At 64.8% G+C, this 20850-nt stretch carries 23 protein-coding genes; 8 read left to right on the top strand and 15 right to left on the bottom strand.

Annotation, left to right across the window (positions count from 1 at the left end):
* Positions 1-36: 36 nt before the first annotated feature.
* Positions 37-225 (bottom strand): hypothetical protein, encoded by a 189-nt coding sequence (locus tag ACFB49_RS00610; RefSeq protein ID WP_380874765.1) that lies wholly within the window; start codon positions 223-225, stop codon positions 37-39.
* A 299-nt stretch (positions 226-524) separates the two neighbouring features.
* On the opposite strand from ACFB49_RS00610, the gene ACFB49_RS00605 reads away from it, so the two are divergent.
* Entirely contained in the window at positions 525-1748 is a 1224-nt protein-coding gene (locus ACFB49_RS00605; RefSeq protein WP_380874763.1) for a type III PLP-dependent enzyme, read from the top strand.
* A 145-nt stretch (positions 1749-1893) separates the two neighbouring features.
* Entirely contained in the window at positions 1894-2946 is a 1053-nt protein-coding gene (locus ACFB49_RS00600; protein WP_380874761.1) for a deoxyhypusine synthase, read from the top strand.
* Between the two features lie 109 nt (positions 2947-3055).
* On the opposite strand, the gene ACFB49_RS00595 is transcribed toward ACFB49_RS00600, so the two are convergent.
* Entirely contained in the window at positions 3056-4060 is a 1005-nt protein-coding gene (locus tag ACFB49_RS00595; RefSeq protein ID WP_380874760.1) for a hypothetical protein, read from the bottom strand.
* Positions 4061-4296: 236 nt separating this feature from the next.
* On the opposite strand from ACFB49_RS00595, the gene ACFB49_RS00590 reads away from it, so the two are divergent.
* A complete protein-coding gene (locus ACFB49_RS00590; protein ID WP_380874758.1) occupies positions 4297-5331 on the top strand; it encodes a rhodanese-like domain-containing protein in 1035 nt (344 codons plus the stop codon).
* Here the strand turns inward: ACFB49_RS00590 and ACFB49_RS00585 are convergent.
* Both ACFB49_RS00585 and ACFB49_RS00580 read right to left on the bottom strand, forming a co-directional pair.
* The gene (locus ACFB49_RS00585; RefSeq protein WP_380874757.1) at positions 5328-6059 is read right to left on the bottom strand and encodes a TorF family putative porin; all 732 of its coding nucleotides are present in this window, start codon (positions 6057-6059) and stop codon (positions 5328-5330) included. The genes ACFB49_RS00590 and ACFB49_RS00585 overlap by 4 nt on opposite strands.
* Before the next feature lie 4 nt (positions 6060-6063).
* Positions 6064-6492, bottom strand: a complete 429-nt coding sequence (locus tag ACFB49_RS00580; RefSeq protein ID WP_380874755.1) for a hypothetical protein — start codon at positions 6490-6492, stop codon at positions 6064-6066.
* Positions 6493-6709: 217 nt separating this feature from the next.
* Here ACFB49_RS00580 and ACFB49_RS00575 point away from each other — a divergent pair, with 217 nt between their 5' ends.
* Positions 6710-7129 carry an MAPEG family protein gene (locus ACFB49_RS00575; protein ID WP_380874754.1) on the top strand — a complete coding sequence of 140 codons (420 nt, stop codon included), beginning with the start codon at positions 6710-6712 and terminating at the stop codon, positions 7127-7129.
* Between the two features lie 69 nt (positions 7130-7198).
* Positions 7199-8605, top strand: coding sequence for an L-serine ammonia-lyase (locus ACFB49_RS00570; RefSeq protein ID WP_380874753.1), 1407 nt, complete (start codon positions 7199-7201; stop codon positions 8603-8605).
* 144 nt (positions 8606-8749) lie between these two features.
* On the opposite strand, the gene ACFB49_RS00565 is transcribed toward ACFB49_RS00570, so the two are convergent.
* The 4 genes from ACFB49_RS00565 to ACFB49_RS00550 all read right to left on the bottom strand — a co-directional run bounded on the left by ACFB49_RS00565 (position 8750) and on the right by ACFB49_RS00550 (position 14783).
* The gene (locus tag ACFB49_RS00565) at positions 8750-9775 is read right to left on the bottom strand and encodes an alcohol dehydrogenase catalytic domain-containing protein (RefSeq protein ID WP_380874752.1); all 1026 of its coding nucleotides are present in this window, start codon (positions 9773-9775) and stop codon (positions 8750-8752) included.
* Between the two features lie 72 nt (positions 9776-9847).
* The gene (locus tag ACFB49_RS00560; RefSeq protein ID WP_380874751.1) at positions 9848-11974 is read right to left on the bottom strand and encodes an FAD-dependent oxidoreductase; all 2127 of its coding nucleotides are present in this window, start codon (positions 11972-11974) and stop codon (positions 9848-9850) included.
* A 116-nt stretch (positions 11975-12090) separates the two neighbouring features.
* Complete coding sequence (locus ACFB49_RS00555) at positions 12091-13527, bottom strand: M6 family metalloprotease domain-containing protein (protein WP_380874749.1); 1437 nt, start codon at positions 13525-13527, stop codon at positions 12091-12093.
* Positions 13528-13631: 104 nt separating this feature from the next.
* Positions 13632-14783: an aminotransferase class I/II-fold pyridoxal phosphate-dependent enzyme gene (locus tag ACFB49_RS00550; protein ID WP_380874747.1), complete on the bottom strand. Its 1152-nt coding sequence runs from the start codon at positions 14781-14783 to the stop codon at positions 13632-13634.
* A 307-nt stretch (positions 14784-15090) separates the two neighbouring features.
* On the opposite strand from ACFB49_RS00550, the gene ACFB49_RS00545 reads away from it, so the two are divergent.
* Positions 15091-15519, top strand: a complete 429-nt coding sequence (locus ACFB49_RS00545) for a hypothetical protein (protein ID WP_380874745.1) — start codon at positions 15091-15093, stop codon at positions 15517-15519.
* Here the strand turns inward: ACFB49_RS00545 and ACFB49_RS00540 are convergent.
* Genes ACFB49_RS00540 through ACFB49_RS00530 form a run of 3 tightly spaced genes read right to left on the bottom strand, consistent with a single transcriptional unit; the run spans position 15516 to position 17600 of the window.
* Positions 15516-15950, bottom strand: a complete 435-nt coding sequence (locus ACFB49_RS00540) for an acyl-CoA thioesterase (protein WP_380874744.1) — start codon at positions 15948-15950, stop codon at positions 15516-15518. The genes ACFB49_RS00545 and ACFB49_RS00540 overlap by 4 nt on opposite strands.
* Entirely contained in the window at positions 15947-17092 is a 1146-nt protein-coding gene (locus ACFB49_RS00535) for an iron-containing alcohol dehydrogenase (RefSeq protein WP_380874742.1), read from the bottom strand. The genes ACFB49_RS00540 and ACFB49_RS00535 overlap by 4 nt, the downstream gene beginning before the upstream one ends.
* A gap of 43 nt (positions 17093-17135) precedes the next feature.
* Positions 17136-17600 carry a DUF1465 family protein gene (locus ACFB49_RS00530; RefSeq protein WP_380874740.1) on the bottom strand — a complete coding sequence of 155 codons (465 nt, stop codon included), beginning with the start codon at positions 17598-17600 and terminating at the stop codon, positions 17136-17138.
* Between the two features lie 201 nt (positions 17601-17801).
* On the opposite strand from ACFB49_RS00530, the gene ACFB49_RS00525 reads away from it, so the two are divergent.
* The gene (locus ACFB49_RS00525; protein ID WP_380874739.1) at positions 17802-18272 is read left to right on the top strand and encodes an Hsp20 family protein; all 471 of its coding nucleotides are present in this window, start codon (positions 17802-17804) and stop codon (positions 18270-18272) included.
* A gap of 58 nt (positions 18273-18330) precedes the next feature.
* Here the strand turns inward: ACFB49_RS00525 and ACFB49_RS00520 are convergent, their stop codons facing one another.
* A complete protein-coding gene (locus ACFB49_RS00520) occupies positions 18331-18528 on the bottom strand; it encodes a YdcH family protein (protein ID WP_380874738.1) in 198 nt (65 codons plus the stop codon).
* Between the two features lie 193 nt (positions 18529-18721).
* On the opposite strand from ACFB49_RS00520, the gene ACFB49_RS00515 reads away from it, so the two are divergent.
* Positions 18722-18877 carry a YdcH family protein gene (locus ACFB49_RS00515; protein ID WP_380880134.1) on the top strand — a complete coding sequence of 52 codons (156 nt, stop codon included), beginning with the start codon at positions 18722-18724 and terminating at the stop codon, positions 18875-18877.
* A gap of 63 nt (positions 18878-18940) precedes the next feature.
* Here ACFB49_RS00515 and ACFB49_RS00510 read toward each other — a convergent pair whose 3' ends face one another.
* From ACFB49_RS00510 to ACFB49_RS00500, 3 genes are all read right to left on the bottom strand, one after another.
* Entirely contained in the window at positions 18941-19348 is a 408-nt protein-coding gene (locus ACFB49_RS00510; protein WP_380874737.1) for a PilZ domain-containing protein, read from the bottom strand.
* A gap of 108 nt (positions 19349-19456) precedes the next feature.
* Entirely contained in the window at positions 19457-19921 is a 465-nt protein-coding gene (dksA, locus tag ACFB49_RS00505; protein ID WP_380874736.1) for an RNA polymerase-binding protein DksA, read from the bottom strand.
* A gap of 302 nt (positions 19922-20223) precedes the next feature.
* Positions 20224-20802: a hypothetical protein gene (locus ACFB49_RS00500; protein WP_380874735.1), complete on the bottom strand. Its 579-nt coding sequence runs from the start codon at positions 20800-20802 to the stop codon at positions 20224-20226.
* Positions 20803-20850: the final 48 nt, after the last annotated feature.

The following is a 20850-nucleotide window of genomic DNA, read 5'->3' as shown; positions in this document are numbered from 1 at the left end:
TGACGAGGGATAATACTGCGGGTCGAACCGACCTCCCTAAGTGGTCGGCAGCGTCCACAACAACACGTTGCCGAACAGCACCACCGCCGCGATCAGCATCAGCACGCCCTTGCGGCGGTCGCGGCCGGTGCGCAGCAGATAGATGCCGCCCCCGATCAGGGCGAAGACCGCGATCATCGCGATGGCCGGCGCGATTCCCGAAATGGCTGTGAGGAAAGACTGCATGGCGTTCGCTTAGCGATCGTTCCGGCCCGAGTCGATTCGTCCGAAGCTGCTGATCGGCCAGCCCGATCTTCCGAAATCGAAAATCGCCGCTGTCCCGAATCCGGCCATGCAGGCCGCGTTTCGGCACGTCCCATACCCCCCTCGCCCCGCCGCGTTCCGAAACGCGATTATGAAACTTTACAGGGGGGTCAGCCGATCTTATGTAGCGCCTCCGCTGCCCCATGGGACTTCCACCGCAAGGCAGTGATTTTCAAAACTGAAGACCGTGGCTTCGGCCGTGGCATTGGAGGTCCCTTGAGTTGCACGAGAACCATAGCGCGCTGGGGCTAGCTGCCCTCTCCGACACCATTTCCGGTGCCATTGTTGTTGCGAACCAGCGTCCGGCCCAGCCGGTGACGTTGCTTCGTCCGCACGCCGCCCTCCGGGCCGCCCGCTTCTTCGTGGAGAAGTTTCCGGGCAAGCCGATGTATGCGGTGAAGGCCAATCCGTCGCCCGATCTGCTGCAGATCCTGTGGGATGGCGGCGTCACGCATTTCGACGTGGCCTCGATCGCCGAGGTACGCCTGGTTGCGCGCACGCTGCCGGAAGCCACGCTCTGCTTCATGCACCCGGTGAAGGCCGAGGAAGCGATTGCCGAGGCGTATTTCACCCACGGCGTCCGCACCTTCTCGCTCGATACGGTCGAGGAGCTGGAGAAGATCGTCCGCGCCACCAACGGCGCGAGCGACCTCACGCTCTGCGTCCGCCTGCGCGTTTCGTCGGATCATTCCAAGCTCAGCCTCGCGTCGAAATTCGGCGTCGATGCGGCGGATGCCGGCCCGGTGCTGATGGCAGCCCGTCAGGCGGCCGACGCGCTCGGCATCTGCTTCCATGTCGGCAGCCAGGCGATGACCCCGGCCGCCTACACCCAGGCGATGGAGCGCGTCCGCGCCGCGATCGTCGGGGCGGGCGTCACCGTCGACGTGATCGATGTCGGCGGGGGCTTCCCCTCGGTCTATCCGGGCATGGAGCCGCCGCCGCTGGAGGCCTATTTCCACGCCATCCACGAAGCGTTCGAAAGCCTGCCGGTCAGCTATTCGGCTGAGCTGTGGTGCGAACCCGGTCGCGCGCTCTGCGCCGAATATGCGAGCCTCTTGGTCCGCGTCGAGAAGCGCCGTGGCGAGGAGCTTTACATCAACGACGGCGCCTATGGCGCTCTGTTCGATGCCGCGCATGTCGGCTGGCGCTTCCCGACCGAACTCGTCCGCGAGGATGCGTCGGACACGAAGGATATGGGCTTCAGCTTCTATGGCCCGACCTGCGACGATATGGACCATATGGTCGGCCCGTTCATGCTGCCCGCCGATGTCGCCGCCGGCGACTATATCGAGATCGGCATGCTCGGCGCCTATGGCTGCGCGATGCGCACCGGCTTCAACGGCTTCACCGCCGGCGAATCGGTGATCGTGGAGGACGAGCCGATGGCCAGCCTCTATCGCGGCGAACAGGAACAGGCTGTTTCGTCGAACGTCATCACGCTGTAAGAGCCCGGCACAATACCACTCCCGTCACCCCGGCGAAGGCCGGGGTCCATGGCTGTTTCCTCACGCGATGCCGTCGCAAGTGGAAAGAGACATGGATTCCCGCCTTCGCGGGAATGACGTTGATTGAAGGATTCGAGGAACGATCATGACCGACGCGCCCATCAATGACACCCGCAAGGCGGAGCTGCTGTCCACCGTCGTCGAACATATCGACATCAAGAGCTTCGATGCTCGCCCGATCGTCGATGCGATGTCCAAGATGAGCTTCACCAGCCGCGATCTCGGCCGCGCGACGAACATCTACAACCAGATGCTCGCCGATCCGGATTGCACCGTCGTCCTCGTCATCGCCGGTTCCACCTCGGCCGGCGGCTGCATGGATCTCTATGCGGAGCTCGTCCGCAACAACATGGTCGACTGCATCGTCGCCACCGGCGCCACCATCGTCGACATGGATTTCTTCGAAGGGCTTGGCCACAAGCATTATCAGGCGCTCGAAGTGCCCGATGATGACACGCTGCGCTCGCTCTACATCGACCGCATCTACGACACCTATATCGACGAGGAGCAGCTTCAGGACTGCGACTTCACGATCAACAAGATCGCGAACGAGCTGGAGCCGAAGGCCTATTCCAGCCGCGCCTTCATCCGCGCGATGGGTAAGTATCTCGTCGAGAACGGCAAGAAAGACAACAGCCTCGTCAAGCTCGCCTACGAGCATGACGTGCCGATCTTCTGCCCGGCGTTCGTCGACAGCTCGGCCGGCTTCGGCCTCGTCAAGCATCAGGTCGATCAGATGAAGGCCGGCAAGCCCTACATGATGATCGACGCCATCGCGGACTTCCGCGAACTGACCGACATCAAGATCAAGGCGGGCACCACCGGCCTGCTGATGATCGGCGGCGGCGTGCCGAAGAACTTCATCCAGGATACCGTCGTCTGCGCCGAAATCCTCGGTCACGAGGATGTCGAGGTTCACAAATACGCCGTCCAGATCACCGTCGCCGACGTCCGCGACGGCGCCTGCTCCTCCTCGACCCTGCAGGAGGCCGCGAGCTGGGGCAAGGTCAACACCGGCATCGAGCAGATGGTGTTCGCCGAAGCCGGTTCAGTGATGCCGCTGCTGGCGTCCGACGCCTACCACCGCGGCCACTGGAAAACCCGCGCCAAGCGCGCCTGGGGCCGCATCTTCGACTGATCCCGGTCGGAACTACAAAGAAACAAAGCGCCTCGGCCGGGTTCGGCCGGGGCGTTTTTGTTTGGGACGTATTTAATGGTGATCGAGCGATCGGCCGACATCTCGGCTATCATTGGTCCGGGTTTGCGCGGGCGATGATCGATACGACTGCAGTAGTTGATGCGGTCGCTTCGACACAAAGCGCCGCGAGTTGCCGGGTTGCGGTTCGGCGATGTTGAAGGTTCAGCGCCAACGCCAGCGATGCGCGATGATGCGCCCGGACTTCCTTGTTGCTCGCGCCGGGAAAGACGTGCGCAATATATGCTTCAAGCATCCGGTTCGCATCGGTTTCGCTTGGCCGGACGCCATCTAACGATTCGTGGATCGCGGGATCATAGACCGCCTGCGCCAGCGATATGATGACTTCGCGGCATAGTAGGCCGATCGCTTGCCAATCTTCTTCGGCGGATGCGGTTTCAAGTTGCGTCCGTGCCTTCGACAATGCGCGGTCAACCCGCTCCCACCCTGTCGCCTCGCGCGGTTCCGATGGCAGCGACGATCGCTTTGCGATGGCTTCGATCGCGGGGCCAAATAGCTGGCGAACGTAGAAACGCCGATCCTTGTATTGCGGCAGTTCCGCGCTCCAATGGCGATACCATGCCCACAAATCGACGTGCGGGTTATCGTATGTGACGCCTCCGGGGATCGCTTGTCGGATGCGGACTTCTCGCGCCCGGTAATAGTCGTCAACGTCCTGAAGGCGTGCGCCGCCGGTCGCAACATCAATCATCATTGCGCGATGGATCAGCAATTCCGATAGCAGCGCAGCCGCGCCCGTTGCGTTAAGGCCGTCTAGCGTTTCGACCCGGATATCTTCATGTTGCCTGCTCGCTTGTTGCGCGCTCAAAATAGCTTCGGCGATCCGCTTCCGATCCTGTTGCGGCAACGATCGCAACGCTTCGGCGATTGGCGCTGGCGCGCGGACGATAATTGCTTCGTCTTCTAGGTCGGAAAACCAATCTAGCGCGGTTTCGAATTTTTCGACCGACACCCGGCAATGCCGCAGTAGCATCGACAAATCGAAGCGTTGAAGGCTTTCGAGAAAGTTGCAGGCATTGTCCATCATGTTCGCCATTTGATCCCTATGACCGTTGCGGCGATTCCGATCAATCTTCCTGCGCAAATCTCAGGGAGGTCCGCTTTCGCGGCAGCCAATTCGAAGAGGCGTCGGTCAGCAAACGGCACATCCCTGCCACGCCCCTCACCCCACGTTGAACGCGGCTCCAGCCAGATACCATTCCGCGCGACGCGCGTGCTCACCATCGCTATTTTACGTGTCGCCATCCCCCACCGACACACCGGAGCCGACCGATGATCTTCTCCATCTTCCGCGACGGCGAGGGCTGCAAATCCTACATCATCGGCTGCGCTGAAAGCTGCACCGCGGCGATCATCGATCCCGCGTTCGATCTGGTCGATCGCTATGTGGGGGAGGTTCACAAGCAGGGCCTCACCGTCCGCTATGTCGTCGATACGCACACCCATGCCGATCATTTCTCCGGCGCGCAGGCGCTGGCCCGCACATTCGGTGCGCCGGTCGTCATGCACCGCTTCTCGCCCGCGCCTTATGTCGATCTGCATGTCGAGGACGGCCATTCGCTGCCGCTGGGCAAGATGCGGATGAAGATCCTCCACACGCCCGGCCACACCCGTGATTCCATGGCGATCCATGTCGAGGACCGCGTCTTCACCGGCGATACGCTGCTGATCGGCGGCACCGGCCGCAGCGACCTGCCGAGCGGCGATCCCGATCAGTTGTTCGACAGCCTGTTCGGCAAGCTGATGGCGCTGCCGGACGATACGCTCGTCTTCCCCGCGCATGATTATAAGGGCCGCGACAACAGCACGATCGGCGACGAGCGCCGCACCAACCCGCGCCTCGCGAAGACCGAACGGGCCGATTTCGTCGCGCTGATGAACAGCCTCAACCTCTCCGCTCCGACCCATCTTACCGAAGCGTTGCGCACCAACATGTCCGGCGGCAAGACGGTGCGGCAATTGCTGGCGGAGGCGGGCGCAAAGGTGCCGTTCATGGCGCTCGACGAACTGCGCCGCCGCATCGATCTGCGCGCCAATGATTTCGTCATCCTCGACGTGCGCGAAAGGGATGCCTTCGCCGCCGGCCATGTCCCCGGCGCGATCCACCTGCCCCGCGGCCAGCTCGAGCTTCGCGTCAACGAGATGCTGCCCGATCCCGGTGTCGAAATCCTCGCCATTTGCGAGTTCGGCAAGATCTCCACGCTCGCCGCCGCAACGCTCCGCGAACTCGGCTTCGATCGCGCCATCGCGCTCGACGGCGGCATGTCCGCCTGGCGCGAGCAGGGTCATCCGGTGGAGGGGGCCTAGCTCTCTACCCGCAGATAGATCGTCACCCGCCCGCCCACATGCTGGTCGCTAAAAGGCGAAGCAATGCGGTCGCCCGCGTCGATACTGGTGCTGGTATAGCGCGCGCCCGCGGCGATCGGCCCGCGGACATATTCCGCCCCCAGCCGATAATCCCAATACTGCCCGCCCGGCCGCAGCCGCGCCGCGCGTGCGGCATTGTCGACATCGCCCGACGATCGCCCGATCCCGCCGCTCAAGGTGAAGGGCGTGCCGATCAGGCCGACATCCAGATCGGCGCTGAGATAGAGATTGTCGCCGCCGATCGCACGCTGGGACGGCGCATAGCTCGCCCCAAGAGCCAGCCCCGCCGGTCCAAGCCGATAGCCGCCACGCGACTCCAGCTCGACATAATCAAGATCGCCGCTGCCGCCCGCGAACAGATGGCCGACCACCCCGCCCGATAGCCACCAGCCGCCGCCCTCATGGCGATAGCGCGCGGCGAGATCGAGCCCGAGATCGGCACCATTATGCCGCGCGCTATCGCGGAGAGCCGTGCCCTCCGCCGCCACGCTCAGCCCGCCAGCCAGCGGCACATCGGCGGAAACCGCAATGGTCGGCCGCCCGTCGCTCATGCTCAGGCCCCGCCGGCGGTCGTCGCTCATCAGCTCCGCCGCCACATAAGGCTCGGCTACGGGTTGGGCGGCGGCGGTGGCCGGAACCAGCGCCGCCAGCAACAAAGCGAGCTTCACTGCCTCAATTCAGCGCCCGCGCGGAATCGATGTCGGCGAGCACGATCCGCTGATCGGCCTCAACCACCTGGTCCATATGCTCCCGCACCGCGCTGCGCTGGGCGATCTTCTCGGCGCTCAGCGTCTTGCGGTGCATCTGGCAATTGCCGTCCAGGCTGCCGCTCAGGGTCCGCGTTTCGGGCAGCACCTTGTCGAGCGCGACCGGCTCGCCCGGGCGGTGGACTTTGCGTTCGACGCTAACGGTCGCCGACCAGAGGCAGCGCTGCAGGAACGGCCGCGTCCCCGCAGCGGTGCCGATCGTCTTGGCCGTCAGGCTCACCTTGGGTTCGTAGGTGACATTATAGGCGACGCCGCGATGTTCCACTGGGGCGACTTGCGTCAACGGATTGACGTCCCCCGCCATGACCGTGGCCAACAGCGCGAGATAGATCATGATATTCTCCTGGCTTCACATGGGTACCCGGTTGCGGGCCTCCCATCGGAGCTAGTCACGGGGGGTTGCCCGACCATGTCCGCTCGGTAGCTTTCTGTTGCGCAATCGTTACCTTTGATCGCAACAGACGCAGCGGCAGGAGCTTTGCAGCTAACAGCCAAGGATAAAGAATGCGTTATCAGGCGTCCTTAACACGCCATCACCTTCGGAGCCCTGCATGACCCACCCGATGCTCGCCCCCGTCGTTGCGCTGATCCTGTGGTCGATGGTGATGTGGGCGTGGCTCTACGCCACCCGCCTGCCCGCGATGATGCGGCTGAAGATCGTCTATGATCCGCTGCGCCCCAAGGCCGAGTTCCTCGATCGCATTCCGCCGCGCGTCACCTGGAAGGCGGACAATTACAACCATCTGATGGAACAGCCGACTTTGTTCTACGCGGTCGCGATCACGCTCGCGATCGTGGCGCCCACGGATGTCACCAATATCGCGCTTGCCTGGGGCTATGTCGGCCTGCGCGTCGTCCACAGCCTCGTGCAGGCCCTCGTGAACCACATTCCGGCCCGCTTCATGCTGTTCATGCTCGGCTCGATCTTGTTACTTGCCCTCGCGATCCGGGCTGCGTGCGTGGTGTTCTGACCGCAGACAGGCCCCGGCTCGCGCCCTATATGGGGTTGAGGATCGCCAACGGCGCTGAAACGAGAAAAAATGGAAGCCCATATCATTGCGGACGCCGCCCCCGGCACCGAAAGGCCGGACGTCGCCCGCGCCATCAGTATCACCGAGTTGTTCACGATCGGCGTCGGCCCGTCGAGCTCGCACACCGTCGGCCCGATGCGCGCGGCCTTCGCCTTTGCGGATGGCGTGGCCGACCGGGACGACATCGCCAGCGTCACTTGCGAGCTGTTCGGCTCGCTCGCGCTGACCGGTATCGGCCACGCGACCGACATGGCGATCCTGCTCGGCCTTGCCGGCCACCAACCCGAAAGTGTCGATCCCGACGCGATCCCCGCGCTGGTGGCGGAAATCCGTGAGCACGGCCGCCTGAAGCTGGCCGGCAAGATCGACCTGCCTTTCCTCGAGGCCGAAAACCTTCTCTTCCGCCGCGGCCAGTTCCTCGCCGGTCACGCCAACGCGATGCGCTTTACCGCCAGCTTTGCCGATGGCAGCAGCACGGAAGAGACCTGGTTCTCGATCGGCGGCGGCGCGATCTGCCGCGCAGGCGAGCCCCCTGCCCGCGTCAACTTCACCCTGCCTCATCCCTTCTCGTCCGCGGTCGAGCTGCTCGCGATCGGTGATGAAACCGGGCTTTCGGTCGGCGCGATCGTCGCCCGGAACGAACTTGCCTGGCGGCCGGAGGCGGAAACCAATGCCTTCCTCGATGCCGTCCGCGCCGCCATGCTCGGCTGCATCAGCCGGGGTCTGAAGGGCGAAGGCGAACTGCCGGGCGGCCTCAAGGTCCGCCGCCGTGCGAAGGACATGCACCAGCGCCTGCTCGATCGCGGCCCCCGCAGCGATCCCTCCGCCGTGTTCGAATGGGTCAGCCTGTGGGCGCTCGCCGTGAACGAGGAAAATGCCGCCGGCGGCCGCGTTGTCACCGCCCCCACCAATGGCGCGGCGGGCGTCATTCCCGCAGTCCTCAAATATTATGAGGTCTTCTCGGCCAATGCGACGCCGGAGGGGAGCCGCCTGCTCCTCACCACGGCGGCCGCGATCGGCTTCCTCTACAAGAAGCGCGCATCCATCTCCGCCGCGGAGATGGGCTGCCAGGGCGAGGTCGGCGTCGCCTGCTCGATGGCGGCCGCCGGCCTCGCCGCCGCGCTCGGCGCCAGCAACGCGCAGATCGAGAACGCCGCCGAAATCGGCATGGAGCATAATCTCGGCCTCACCTGCGATCCGATCGGCGGGCTCGTCCAGATCCCCTGCATCGAACGCAACACGATGGGCGCGATCAAGGCGATCAACGCCGCTTACCTCGCCATGCACGGTGACGGCCGCCACATCGTCAGCCTCGACGCGGTGATCGAAACCATGCGCCAGACCGGCGAGGACATGCGCTCCAAATATAAGGAAACGAGCCTCGGCGGGCTGGCGGTGAACGTCGTGGAGTGTTGAGGGAGGAAGCCCCGCTAGCTCCCTAACCTCCCGTTTGTATCGAGCGAAGTCGAGATACAGCCCCAAGCGATCCGCTCGCGGCAACCATGTCTCGACTACGTTCTCGGCTTCGCTCGAACTCCGCTCGACACAAACGGATGGTGATTACATCCGCGGATCGATCAACACCTTGCACTGCCCCATCGCGGTCCTGAGCGCCTCGAACGTCTCCGGCAGTGCCGCGAACCCGATCGTCTGTGTATGCAGCGGCCGTGCATCCGCCTTGCCGCTCGCCAGCAGCCCGATCACCGTCTCGAAATCCTGCTCGTCATAACATTGGCTGAAGTGGATGCTGGCTTCCTTGCCGATCGCGGTCAGCGGCTGGAAGCGATCCTCGCCGAAACATACGCCGACCACCACCATCCGCGCCCGCACGCCCGCGACGCTCAGCCCCTCCTGGATCAGCCCCGGCATGCCGACGCATTCCAGCACCACCTCCGGCGCGCGACCGGCGATGGCACGAAAGCGCTCGCCCAGATTTTCCGCCACCGGATCGACCACCGCCGTCGCGCCCACCTCCAGCGCGCGCTGGCGACGTACTTCGGATCGCTCGGAAACAATGACATGTCCCGCCCCCGCCAGCCGCGCGAACAGGGTAGCGGCGGCACCAATCGGCCCGGCGCCGATCACCAGCACCGCCGCGCCCTTCTCGATCCGCGCCATAGCGACGGCATGGTGTGCCACCGCCAGAGGTTCGACCATCGCGCCCTGCTCGAACGACACGCCGGCGGGCAACCGCTGCAGCATCGTCCCCCGCGCGGTCACATATTCCGCATAGGCACCGGGCTTCGTCAGGCTCGTGCCGGTAAAGACATTGCTGGAACAGAGCGCCTTCAGGTCATGCCCGCAGGCATCGCATTCCCCACAGGCATGGATAGGCAGCGCCGTCACCCGATCGCCCACCTTCCAGTCGCCCGCCACGCCGCTGCCCAGCGCCACGATCTCGCCGGCAAATTCATGGCCCAGCACCGTCCCTGAAGGCGCAAAGCCATATTGGGTGATGTGAAGGTCGGACCCGCAAATTCCCGCGCGCTGGACGGCAATCACCACATCTTCGGGCGCCGGCGTGGGATCGGCCATCGTGCCGATATCCAGCGGCCGGCCTGCTTCACGAAAAAATGCTGCGCGCATCCTTGATCCTCTCTTTTTTGTCGGCGCCACCATGCCGCAAAAACGGCAGGACGCACCCCAAATGGAGGGAGTTCAGGCTGCGGATATCTCCGCAGCCGCGCGCGCGGCGCCGCGCATCGCGCCTTCGATATAGCCGACGCCGGTGCAGTCGCCGACTTCATGCACGGCAAAACCTTCGGCGCGCAGCATCTCCGCCAGACTATTGTCGCCATGCGCACCCTTGGCAACGATCACATGGTCCGCCGGCACCGCCTGGGCAGCACCATCCCTGTCGGTGAACAGCACCCGCTTTTCATCGATGCGGATGTCCTCCGCCGATGGATAAAGCCCCAGCCCATGCTCCTTGAGCTCGTCGAGCAGCCGCATCCGCCGCACGATCGTCAGCCCCGCACCGAAACGCGGCGCATCGTCCACCACCGTCACCGTCCGCCCGCGTTCGGACAGGAATTCGGCCAATTCCAGCCCCACCAGCTCGCCGCCGACGATAACCACATTCTTGCCCAGCGGCATCCACTGGTGGCTCGCCTTGCGCACAAAATCGAGATTGGCGGTCATGCCGGTCGCGGCGCCCACCTTGGTCAGCAACCGCGTGCCTAGTCCCACCTTGCGCTTCAGCTCAGCCGAGCTTTCGCCCAGGATCAGCCGGCGCATATCGTCGCCGCTCAGCACATGCGGCAGGTCTCCGCCGGGGATCGGTGGCATGTCGCGCACCGCACCCGTCGCCACCACCACCGCATCCGCCTTCAGCGATCGCAGAAGATCGGGCGTAGCGCGGGTATTGAGGCGCACGTCGATCTTCGCTTTGCCAACCTCCCGCTTCAGCCAGTCCAGCAACCGCTCATTCGCGGGATAAGCGAGCGACGCGAATTGCAACGTGCCGCCCAGCCGGTCGCTCGCCTCGATCAGCACCACATCATGCCCAGCCGCCGCCAGCCGGCGCGCACTTTCCATGCCGCCTGGCCCGCCGCCGATCACCGCCACGCGCTTGCCGCCCGTCTGCGTTGTCGGGCGCAGATATTCGAACCCCGTCTCCGGGTTCACCGCACAGCGCAGCGGCTGGCACACATAGATGGCGCTGATGCAGGTGTAGCAATAAATGCAGGGCAGCACGTCTTCCGCGCGCCCCTCGGTCAGCTTGCGCGGCAGATGCGGATCGGCCAGCAGCTTGCGGCCCATCGAGATGAAATCTACCGCCCCCTTCGCGACATGCGCGTCGCCCACTTCGGGTTCCACCCGCCCCGATGCGATCACCGGGATGCCGACTGCCGCCTTGATCTTCGCAGCATAAGGCAGGTTCAGCGCCGGCTCGTGCGGCGTGTGCGATCCCGAATGGAGCTTGGCTTTGGCCGTGTCGTGATAGGCGGTGACGGTGATCGCGTCCGCGCCTTCCGCCTCCACCATCCGCGCGATCGCGATGGCGTCGTCGATCTCCAGCCCGCCTTTTTTGCCGACTTCGCGGGAATCGAGCTTGCACCACATCGGAAAATCGGGGCCGACCGCCGCCCGCACCGCGCGCACCACTTCCAGCAGGAAGCGCACCCTGTTTTCCAGCGGCCCGCCATATTCATCGGTGCGCTTGTTCGTCTTGGGCGAGATGAAGGAGGACAGCAGATAGCCATGCCCGCCATGGATCTCGACCCCGTCGAACCCCGCCTGCTTCGCCCGCACCGCACCGGCGGCGAACTGGCCGATGACGGTCTGGATATCCTCCACCGTCATCACCTTGAAATCGACGCTGGTGATTCGGCTGAACGCCGCCTCGGCCAGTTCCTCCAGCAGGAACGCCTCGGTGAAGTCGCCGTCGGGCGCATCGGGGAAGCTCGGCGTCCAAACTGGCCGACCTGCCAGCATGTCCTCCATCGCCACCAGCCCGCCATGGTGAAGCTGCGCCGCGATCTTGGCGCCATGGCTATGCACCGCCTCGGTCAGCCGCGTCAGGCCTGGCAGGAAGCGATCATCCGAAATCGCGATCTGGTTCACCTGATTACCGCCCACCGGCCAGGCGACCCCGGCGACGCCGGTGATGATCAGGCCGACACCGCCCTTCGCCTGCTCCTCATGGTAACGCAGGATGCGTTCGCCGATATGTCCGTCGGGCTCGGCCAGGCTCGCCCCCATCGCCGTCACCGCGATGCGGTTGCGCATTTCCATGCTGCCGATGCGGCCGGGGGCGAGAAGATGTGGAAAGGCGCGCGTCATCACTTCATCCCCGGCATGAATATCCATGGATGAACTACGCCGCCCCGCCCCCGCGGGGCCAGCCTTATCCCTTACCCAAAAGGCGCATTCCGTGCGGTTATGTGGCCATCGCGCCGTCAGGCCAACACAATGTCGACGCCCATCTCCTCGTCGCCGGGATTGCCGCGCACCTTGATCGTCACGCCAGACCATTTGGCGCCGGGGAAGTTCAGCGGCGGCTTGCTCTTCCGGCCGATCTTGACGTTGCCCAGCGACGGATAGAGATCATTGGCGTCGCCGCGATTGCCCTGCCCGAATATCTTGGCGAGGTCGCGCCGATCATCGGCCTGCAGCAGTTCGATCGCCAGCTTGCTCTCGGTGCTGACGTCGGTGATTTTCTCATCGATCGCATAGACCGATATGCCCTGGTCGGGCAGGAACGCGTCCTGCCGCCGCTTCCGCCGATATTCGACAAGCACATATTGGCTATCGCTCATATGCGAGTCGTTGCGGATGATGAGGGGCACGCCCCCCTCCGCGACCGGTTTCAGCCGCACATTGCTGCGCGACGCGGTGATGATCTCGGGCTCGATCCAGCCGTGGAACATGCGCAGCATTCCGTTCGGAAAGACGGGCGTCAGCCCGCCATTCGCCCATGACCCCGAAGCCATCAGGCAATAATTGCCCAGCCCGTTGCTGCGCATATTGGCAATCGTGCCGGTGTCGTAATAATCCGCCCAGCGCGCCGCCAGATGCCCCCATTCATGCGCGCAGACGCCCACCCGGCAATCCTCCGGCACCGTCAGATAGGTGCTGACCTTCATATCCTGGCCAACAGGAACGCCGCCGGGGATCACCCATTTGTGGCTCCATATGTCGTTGCGGTCGCCGCTCGTCTCGGCGCCGCTGCCGGCGTGGATCACGAAGAAGGCCGTTACCAGCCCTTCGTTCAGCACGTCGTAGCGGGAGAAATCCACGCCCGCCGCCTTGGCCGCCACCACCGCATCGCGCGCCATCCCGGCCGCGTTGCGCGGGAAGTTCGCCGCCATGCCCGAATTGCCGTCGGCGTAGAAGGAAATCGGGTTGGGCATGCGGAACCAGCCATGCACCTCCCCGGTCACGTCGATACCGTGGCCGCCGCCGTCCCAATTGCTCGCCCGGCGATAGAAATCGCGCATGCTGCCGGACGGGAAGGCATCGGCGCTGAACAGCATCTGCTGGTACATGCCGGGGCTATGGTCGGGCGAATGGGGCTTGTCGGGGAAGTCGACCAGCAGCACCAGCGTCGGGATCTCGCCTGCAAGCTTCGCGGGTGGGCGGTCGATCCGCATCACCCCCTTGGCGGCGCCGGGTTCGGTCTCGCCATCGTCCAGCCCGGCATTGTCCGGGCCGCGCCGGCTGGACCGCCAGACCTGATAATATTCCTCGAACCCCATGCTTTCGGGCAGCCGCCCCTCTTCCTTCAGCGCAAGGAAGCGGGCGTAGAGCTGCGCCATAAGGTCGGGCGAAGGCGGCACCGCGCATTGCACGCGGCGGCAGCAAGGATCGGAATAGCTGTTCAGAATATGCAACATGGCCGTCACCCCCACCTGAATGGAAGTTCCTCAGAACGGCGATCATCGTCGCCGCGCGACCCTGTCGGTTGATCAGCCGATCATAGCACCGATCGGCATAAGGTTCACGCGCTAATGGCGGCGGCCGCAGCCTGTTGCGCGAACCATGGCTTCATCCGCGCCAGAGCCTCCTCCACCCGATCGGTCGAAACGGCGAAGCTGATCCGCATGAAGCGGTGGCCGGCGACGGGATCGAAATCTACCCCCGGCGCGGTCGCGACGCCCGTATCCTCCAGCAGCTTCATGCAGAAGGCGAAGCTGTCGTCGGTCAAATGGCGGATATCGGCATAGATGTAGAAGGCGCCGTCGGGCGGCGCGATCCGGTCGAGCCCCAGCGCCGGCAGCGCTGCCAGCAGCAGGTCGCGGTTATGGCGATAGGTTTCGACATGGCCTTCCAGCTCATCGACACAATCCATCGCCACTAGCCCGGCATGTTGGCTGAGCGAAGGCGGCGTCAGGAACAGATTGCCCATCCGCGCCCGCGCCGCGTCGATCAGGTCGCGCGGCACGATCAGCCAGCCCAGCCGCCACGCGGCCATGCTGTAATATTTGGAGAAACTGTTGACGATCAGCGCTTCTGAATCCCACTCCAGCAGCGAATGGGTCGGCCCGACATAGCTGAGGCCGTGATAGATCTCGTCGGAAATGATGCGGATGCCGCGATCCCGACACACCTCGACGATCGCCGCCATCTCGTCCGCCGGGATGATGGTGCCGGTCGGATTGGCGGGGCTGGCGATGATGAGGCCGTCCGGCGCAGGCTCCAGCGCGGCGATGGCCGCCGCCGAGACCTGGAAGCGCACATCCGCGCCGCATTCCACCTCCACCGGCTCCATATGGAGCGCCTTCAGCGTGTTGCGATAGGCGACATAGCCGGGCCGGGCGAGCGCTACCCGCGCGCCGGGCGCGAACACCGTGCTCAGCGCCAGCACAAAGGCGGGTGAGGCGCCGCACGTCAGGATCACCTGCTCGGGATCGACCGTCACCCCATGGCGGTCGCGATAATGCTGCGCGATCCGCTCCTTGAGCGCCGGGCTTTCCCAATAGCCCATGCCATCGGTATCGAGCACATGATGCGCCAGCGCGATCGCCGCCTGCGGTGCGCCGGTCGAAGGCTGGCCGAACTCCATATGGATGATCGATCGCCCCGCAACCGCCATCCGGTGCGCCTGCCGGCTGAGCGCGATGGCGTGGAAAGGTTCGATCTCGGCGGTCATCTCGTCTCTCGTGATTCAGGTGGCGTTTCTCTAACGCCGGCTATCCGCCCGTTGCAATCGGCCAGCCGGCGATCATATCGGTGGGCGATCGGCGGAGATATGGATGAGCGACGAACCGACAGCGCAGGAAAAGGCCGCAACCCGCCGCCGCTGGCTCACGCTGGCGGAGATACTGGGCGTGGCGGCGGTGGTGATCTCCGGCCTTACCCTCTGAGATTCGCACAATGATCGGGTCCGCGAACGCGACGAACAGGCCAGTGCCGCGCGCAAGGCATCGGCCCAGGCGTCCACGCTCGCGCTGAAGGGCGTGGCCGATGCGGAGGGCGATCGCATCACCCTGTCCGCCCTCCAGGACACCCAGGCGATCCAGGGCCAGACGGTCATCCTGCCCACCGCGCTCGGCGTCGCCCCCGTCGAAACCACCGGCGATCCGCGGATCGAGGCAGGCTGGTTCGACAATGGCCTCAAGCGCGCCCGCAAGGAACTCGGCCAGGCCGATCGCAGCGTCGGCGACGAACGCCTGCCGGTGCTGATCGTCACCCGCTACCTCGTCGATGGCACACTGCACGAGGATCGCGCGATCTACGATCTCGGCTTCGCGCTCGACGGCCAGCTCCTCGGCGGCACCCGCGTCCGCATCCGCGGTCTCTCGCTCATCACCCGCGTCCCCGCCGCTTCCGGCCAGGCGAAGCTCGACGCGCGGTGGAAGCAATTGCATCCGAAGCTCGCCTCTTAGCCTCCCGTCGCGGCGATCCCCTCGAACGCCTGCCGCCATGCATCCGGAATCGCAACCGGCCGCCGCGTGGTGCGGTCGACATGGACATGGATGAAGAAGCCCTCCGCCGCGGCCTCCACATCACCCATGCCGAAGATGCCGATGACGTAGCGGACGCTGGAACGGCCGATCGTCTCGACCGCCAGGCCTACCTCCACGTCCTGCGGATAGGACAGCGGCTTGGCGTAGCGGCAACCGGTTTCGACGACGAGACCGATGGGGTCGCCATGTTCGATGTCGAGCAGCCCCTGCCCGATCAGCCACGCGTTCACCGCGGTATCGAACCATTGGTAATAGATGGTGTTGTTGACATGACCATAAGCGTCATTGTCCGCCCAGCGGGTCGTGATGCGGTGCCAGTGGCGATAGGCGTCGCGCGGGCGCAAACTCACAGGGCGGCCTCGTAGAGCCGAATCGCGTCGGCCTCCGCGATGGGGATCGGGTTGTTGGCGAGGAGACGTTCCTGCTTCATCGCCTCGCGTGCCAGCAGCCCGAGGTCGTCGGCGCCGACGCCAACGGCGCGGAGCTGCTGCGGCAGGCCGGAATCCCGCGAAAGATCCCGCATTATCTCGACCAGGCCTTGCGCCTGGGCCTGCGCGCCCAGTGGGGCCAATGCGGAATCGAGCAGCACGCCCAGCTCGGCATAAAGCGGCATGGCGGCATCCATGTTGAAGCCCAGCACATGCGGCAGCATCAGCGCGTTGGACAGGCCGTGCGGCACATGAAAATGGCCGCCGAGCGGATAGGCCAGCGCATGCACGCCCGCGACCGGGGCATTGGCGAAGGCGACGCCGGCGAGATGCGCACCGAGCAGCATCGCACCACGGGCGTCGAGATTATCGGGCGCCTCGCACGCACGGAGCAGATTGGCCGAGAGCAGACGCAGCGCTTCGCGCGCGAGCATGTCCGACAGCGGGTTCTTGAGCCGTAGTGAGGTATAGGCCTCGATCGCATGGACCATCGCGTCGACACCCGTCGCCGCCGTCGCCGCTCGCGGCAGGCCGGTGGTGAGCTGCGGATCGAGCACCGCCCAGTCGGGGATCAGCGCCGCGCTGGAGACGCCCCTCTTCTCCGCGCCGTCGACGGTGATGACGGTGACGGGTGTGGCTTCCGACCCCGTGCCCGCGGTAGTGGGGCATAAAGCCAGCGGCAGGCGTCTGCCGATCGCCTTGCCGACGCCCCAGATGTCGTCGAGATCGTCGTCCGACCCGATGAGATAGGCGACGAGCTTTGCCACATCCATCGGGCTGCCGCCGCCAAGACCGATCACGCCGTCGACACCGGCCGCGCGGCCCGCTTCCACTGCCTCCAGCACCGTCGCCCGCGACGGATCGGGTTCGACCGCGGCAAAGATCGTCGCTTCGACGCCGGCGTGGGCAAGCCCAGCCAAGGCGGCATCGGCAAGCCCCAGGCTCATCACCCCGGCATCGCTGACGAACAGGATGTGGCGCGCGCCGATCACCTCGCCTAGCCGCGCCGAAGCCCCCGCGCCGTTGAGCACCCGCGGCCCGTAGAAGAATGTGTCGAGCGCCATGCCGTCACCTTACGTGAACGGAAAGCGGTCGTCCACAAGGCGGTCAGAAGGCCTTTTGCAGCCGCTCCACCAGGCCGCGAGCGGGGCTCGGCACCGCGGTCACTCCGCCAAGCTCATGATCCAGCCGTTCGACGCGGTCATAAAGATCGCGGCTGGCCGCGATCAGCGTGCGGGCCGTGAGCGGGAGTTCGGCGACGATCGTGGGATCGCTCTCCTGCGCGCTGCCAAGGCGGCGGGACGGATCACGCGCTTGGACGGGCGTGAGTTCGCCGGCCTCGACCGCGCGCCGCGTGAGCAGCCAGGCGATGACATGCATCAGCCGGGTCGTGACCTTGAGGGACTCGCAGGAGAAGCTCACGCGCATCAGCGGCGAAAGCGTGTCACGCTCGGCGCGCCCGGCCTCGTCGAAATAGGCGCGCACTTCATCCGCAAGCACCATGGCCTCGACATAGAGCGCGTCGACCAGCCGCGTCGTCATGCGGTCGTCAATATCGGGTAAGCCAACCATGGTTCATGATGCCATAATTCGCCGCGCGCACCATCACAGAAAGAAGGTGAACGTCGCAACCGGCGCCGCCTCTTGAAGGCAGGTCGCCGGAAACTATCTCGATTCCCGTCGGCACCGTTGCCCGGATGGGGATGGGGCCGGCCGGCCCGGCGGCTTCCCGCGGGCACGAAAACCTCAATGCCAGGATGAAGGATTGAGTCTATGCGTGCTGTTGATTTTGCCCCCCTCCTCCGGTCCTCGATCGGGTTCGAGAACCTCAACCGGCTCGTCGATTTCGCCACCCGCGGCGACAGCGATGCCTATCCCCCTTATAATATCGAGAAGCTGGGCGACGGCGCCTATCGCATCTCGATGGCGGTTGCCGGCTTCAGCCGCAGCGAGCTCGACATCACCGTTCAGGAGAATGTGCTGATCGTCGTGGGCCGCGCGGGCGACGGCGCCGAAAATGGCGGCCGCGAATATCTGCATCGCGGCATCGCCAAGCGCGCGTTCGAGCGCCGCTTCCAGCTCGCCGACACGATCAAGGTCACGGCGGCGGGTTACGAAAACGGCCTGCTTAACATCGATCTGGTCCGCGAAGTGCCCGAGCACAAGAAGCCGCGCCGCATCGCCATCGACGGCGAACTGGCAGCCGAGGTGGCGTTGACGACTGACGAACGCGACGCCGCGTAAACGCCCAAGTTCCGGAAGGGCCGGTGGAGATGATCCGCCGGCCCTTCCCATATCGATTTCAGGCGATGATGTCCGGGATCAACTGGTCTTCCAGCATGGCGATCTCGTCCCGCAGGCGAAGCTTGCGCTTCTTGAGTCGGGCAAGCGCAAGCTGGTCGGCCGCCGGATCGTCCGCCATCGACTCGATCGCCGCGTCGAGATCGCGGTGTTCCTGCCGCAAGATCTCGATTTTCCGGCCGATACCGATCTGCTCCATGCCGAAACTCCTGCCGGATTATCCGAGCGCGATCAGCGATATCGGTGATCCGCTCCGCGCTCAAGCTCGGCCCGCATCGTCATCCGTCGCGCCGATGATTGCAATCGTCGCAGCTGCCAAAATTGGTGGTTACAAAGGCGATCGTTCGGTGATTAACTGGCCTGCCCAATCGGAACGGGAAAGGAGGATCCTTATGGAGAACACCCATTCGTCCGCATTGATCGCAAAGCATGCCGGGCTGGATGCCCGCATTGCGGCCGAAAGCTGTAGGCCAGCCCCCGATAACGCGCTGATCGCCACACTCAAGAAACAAAAACTCAAAATCAAGGAAGCGCTCCAACAGAGTTAGCGCTCCGCAGCGGAGGGTCGCTGCCCCGTGACGGGCAGCGACAGCCGCTCCCAAAATCCCCGATTATCGCGTGAAGGAACGAAAGCCTGGACGGCGCATCCGCTCCAGGTCGGCCGTCGTCATCGACTGCACCTTTGCACCGCCGCTGACGGGCTTGCGCGCAAGTCGCGGGTCGATCGCTTCGTCGAATGTGATGCCGATCTTGCCACCCTGGCGCCACGCGATCCTGCCCGTAACCGGGCCGACGCCGCGTATCTCGACAACCACAGGATCACCGCGTTCGCAGACGCGCTCGCAATCGGCCATCATCCCGCCGGCGGAAAGATTGCGGACGCGCAGCATCAGCGCCTCGCCCTGATCGAGCAATGCAGCCGGCGCTTGCAGGAACATGCTGTCGCGCGGCTGCCGACGGTCCTGCTCAGAGCCCGTCTCGCCCGTTCCTTCCTCGTCGAAATCGGCTTGATCGCCCACGCCAGACCCTTGTGCTACCCAACACAGCGCCCGTTTACACCACGCGCCTATTATGCGCGCAAGAAAGCACCGAAAATTCGAGAAAGGGTTAACGCCGCGGCAGGACGTTCATTCGTCGCGGGAAACCTTTTCCTGACGCTCGTGCCGTTCCTGCGCCTCGACCGTCATCGTCGCGATCGGCCGCGCTTCCAGACGGGCCAGCGAGATCGGCTCGCCCGTCACTTCGCAATAGCCATATTCGCCTTCCTCGATCCGCCGCAGCGCCGCATCGATCTTTGAGATCAGCTTGCGCTGGCGGTCCCGGGTGCGAAGCTCGATCGACCAATCGGTCTCGCTCGACGCGCGATCGGTGATATCCGGCTCACGCAGGGAATCCGTCTGAAGCTGGGCCAGCGTGCCCTGGGCTTCCCGCAGGATCGATTCCTTCCAATCGATCAGCTTGCGCCGGAAATAAGCGGTCTGCTGGGCATTCATGAACTCTTCGTCGGGGGACGGGCGATAATCGGCGTCCAACGCGTCGTCGTGATCTGAAGCTTTTCTAGAACCGGGAGTCGAATTCAGCGCCGTCGCCATCACGTTCTCCGCTTCCTCCCGCGTTGACCGCGGTGGATCTTTGCCGGGGCGCTATACCGATGCCCCGAACGCCGCACAAGCAGCGGAAGCGGCGGCCTTTCGATCATGGGGGATTGTCCTGTGGATAATCCTCCAAAGCGTCCCGTTCCGGGATTGCGCGCCCTAACAGCCTTCAGGTGTCAGTTTCATTAACCTCGTTACGATTCTTGGCACTTTGTGGTTTCGGGTGGCGCCGAAGACACGAAAAAAGCCGCGCCCGGCGGGGCGCGGCTTCCTTTCGCACGCTGGCTTGTGCGTCGCGGTTATTCGCCCTGGGGCGCCACGGTGGCGGCCTGCGCGTCGAGCTCATCCTTGGTCATGCCGATGATCGGGCCACTATCGCCCACGGCGAAAGCGGTCAGCGGCAGACGGACCTGCACCTTGGCCGTGTCGACCAGAGCATATTGCGCGTCGACCGACTTGATCGTGCCGACAGTGCCGCCGGCCGTATCCTTAACCGTCGCGCCGGCGACAAGCTGCGCCTTCTTCTTGGCTTCATCGGCCTGAGCCGCCTGCGCATTGGCGGCACCCGCCTGCGCGTCGATCTGGTCGCGCGTCATCGCGATCACCGGACCCTTGTCGCCCGCACCGAAAGACGTCAGCGGAACGGACACCTTGCTCTTCTCGGTGGCGAGCACGGCGAGATCGCCGCTGATCGAGTCGACCTTGCCGACCACGCCGCCGGCGGTGTCATAGACGGTCACGCCCGCCGAAACCTTGGTCGAGGCGGACGCAGCAGCCGGCGCCGATGCGTCCTGCGCGAGCGCCGGAACAGCGAAAAGAGCCATGGCGGCAGGAGCCGCGAACCATGCCTTGAACTTCATCAGAATCATCTCCTTCATGCGTCTGTCTTGACCAGACAACGCGAGGCGAGGCGTTTCCGGCCATGG

The organism is Sphingomonas sp. DBB INV C78 (genome assembly GCF_042693015.1).
Classification (GTDB): domain Bacteria; phylum Pseudomonadota; class Alphaproteobacteria; order Sphingomonadales; family Sphingomonadaceae; genus Sphingomonas_E.
The sequence above is the reverse complement of the archived record's forward strand: the minus strand, read 5'-3'. Positions and strand labels throughout refer to the sequence as shown.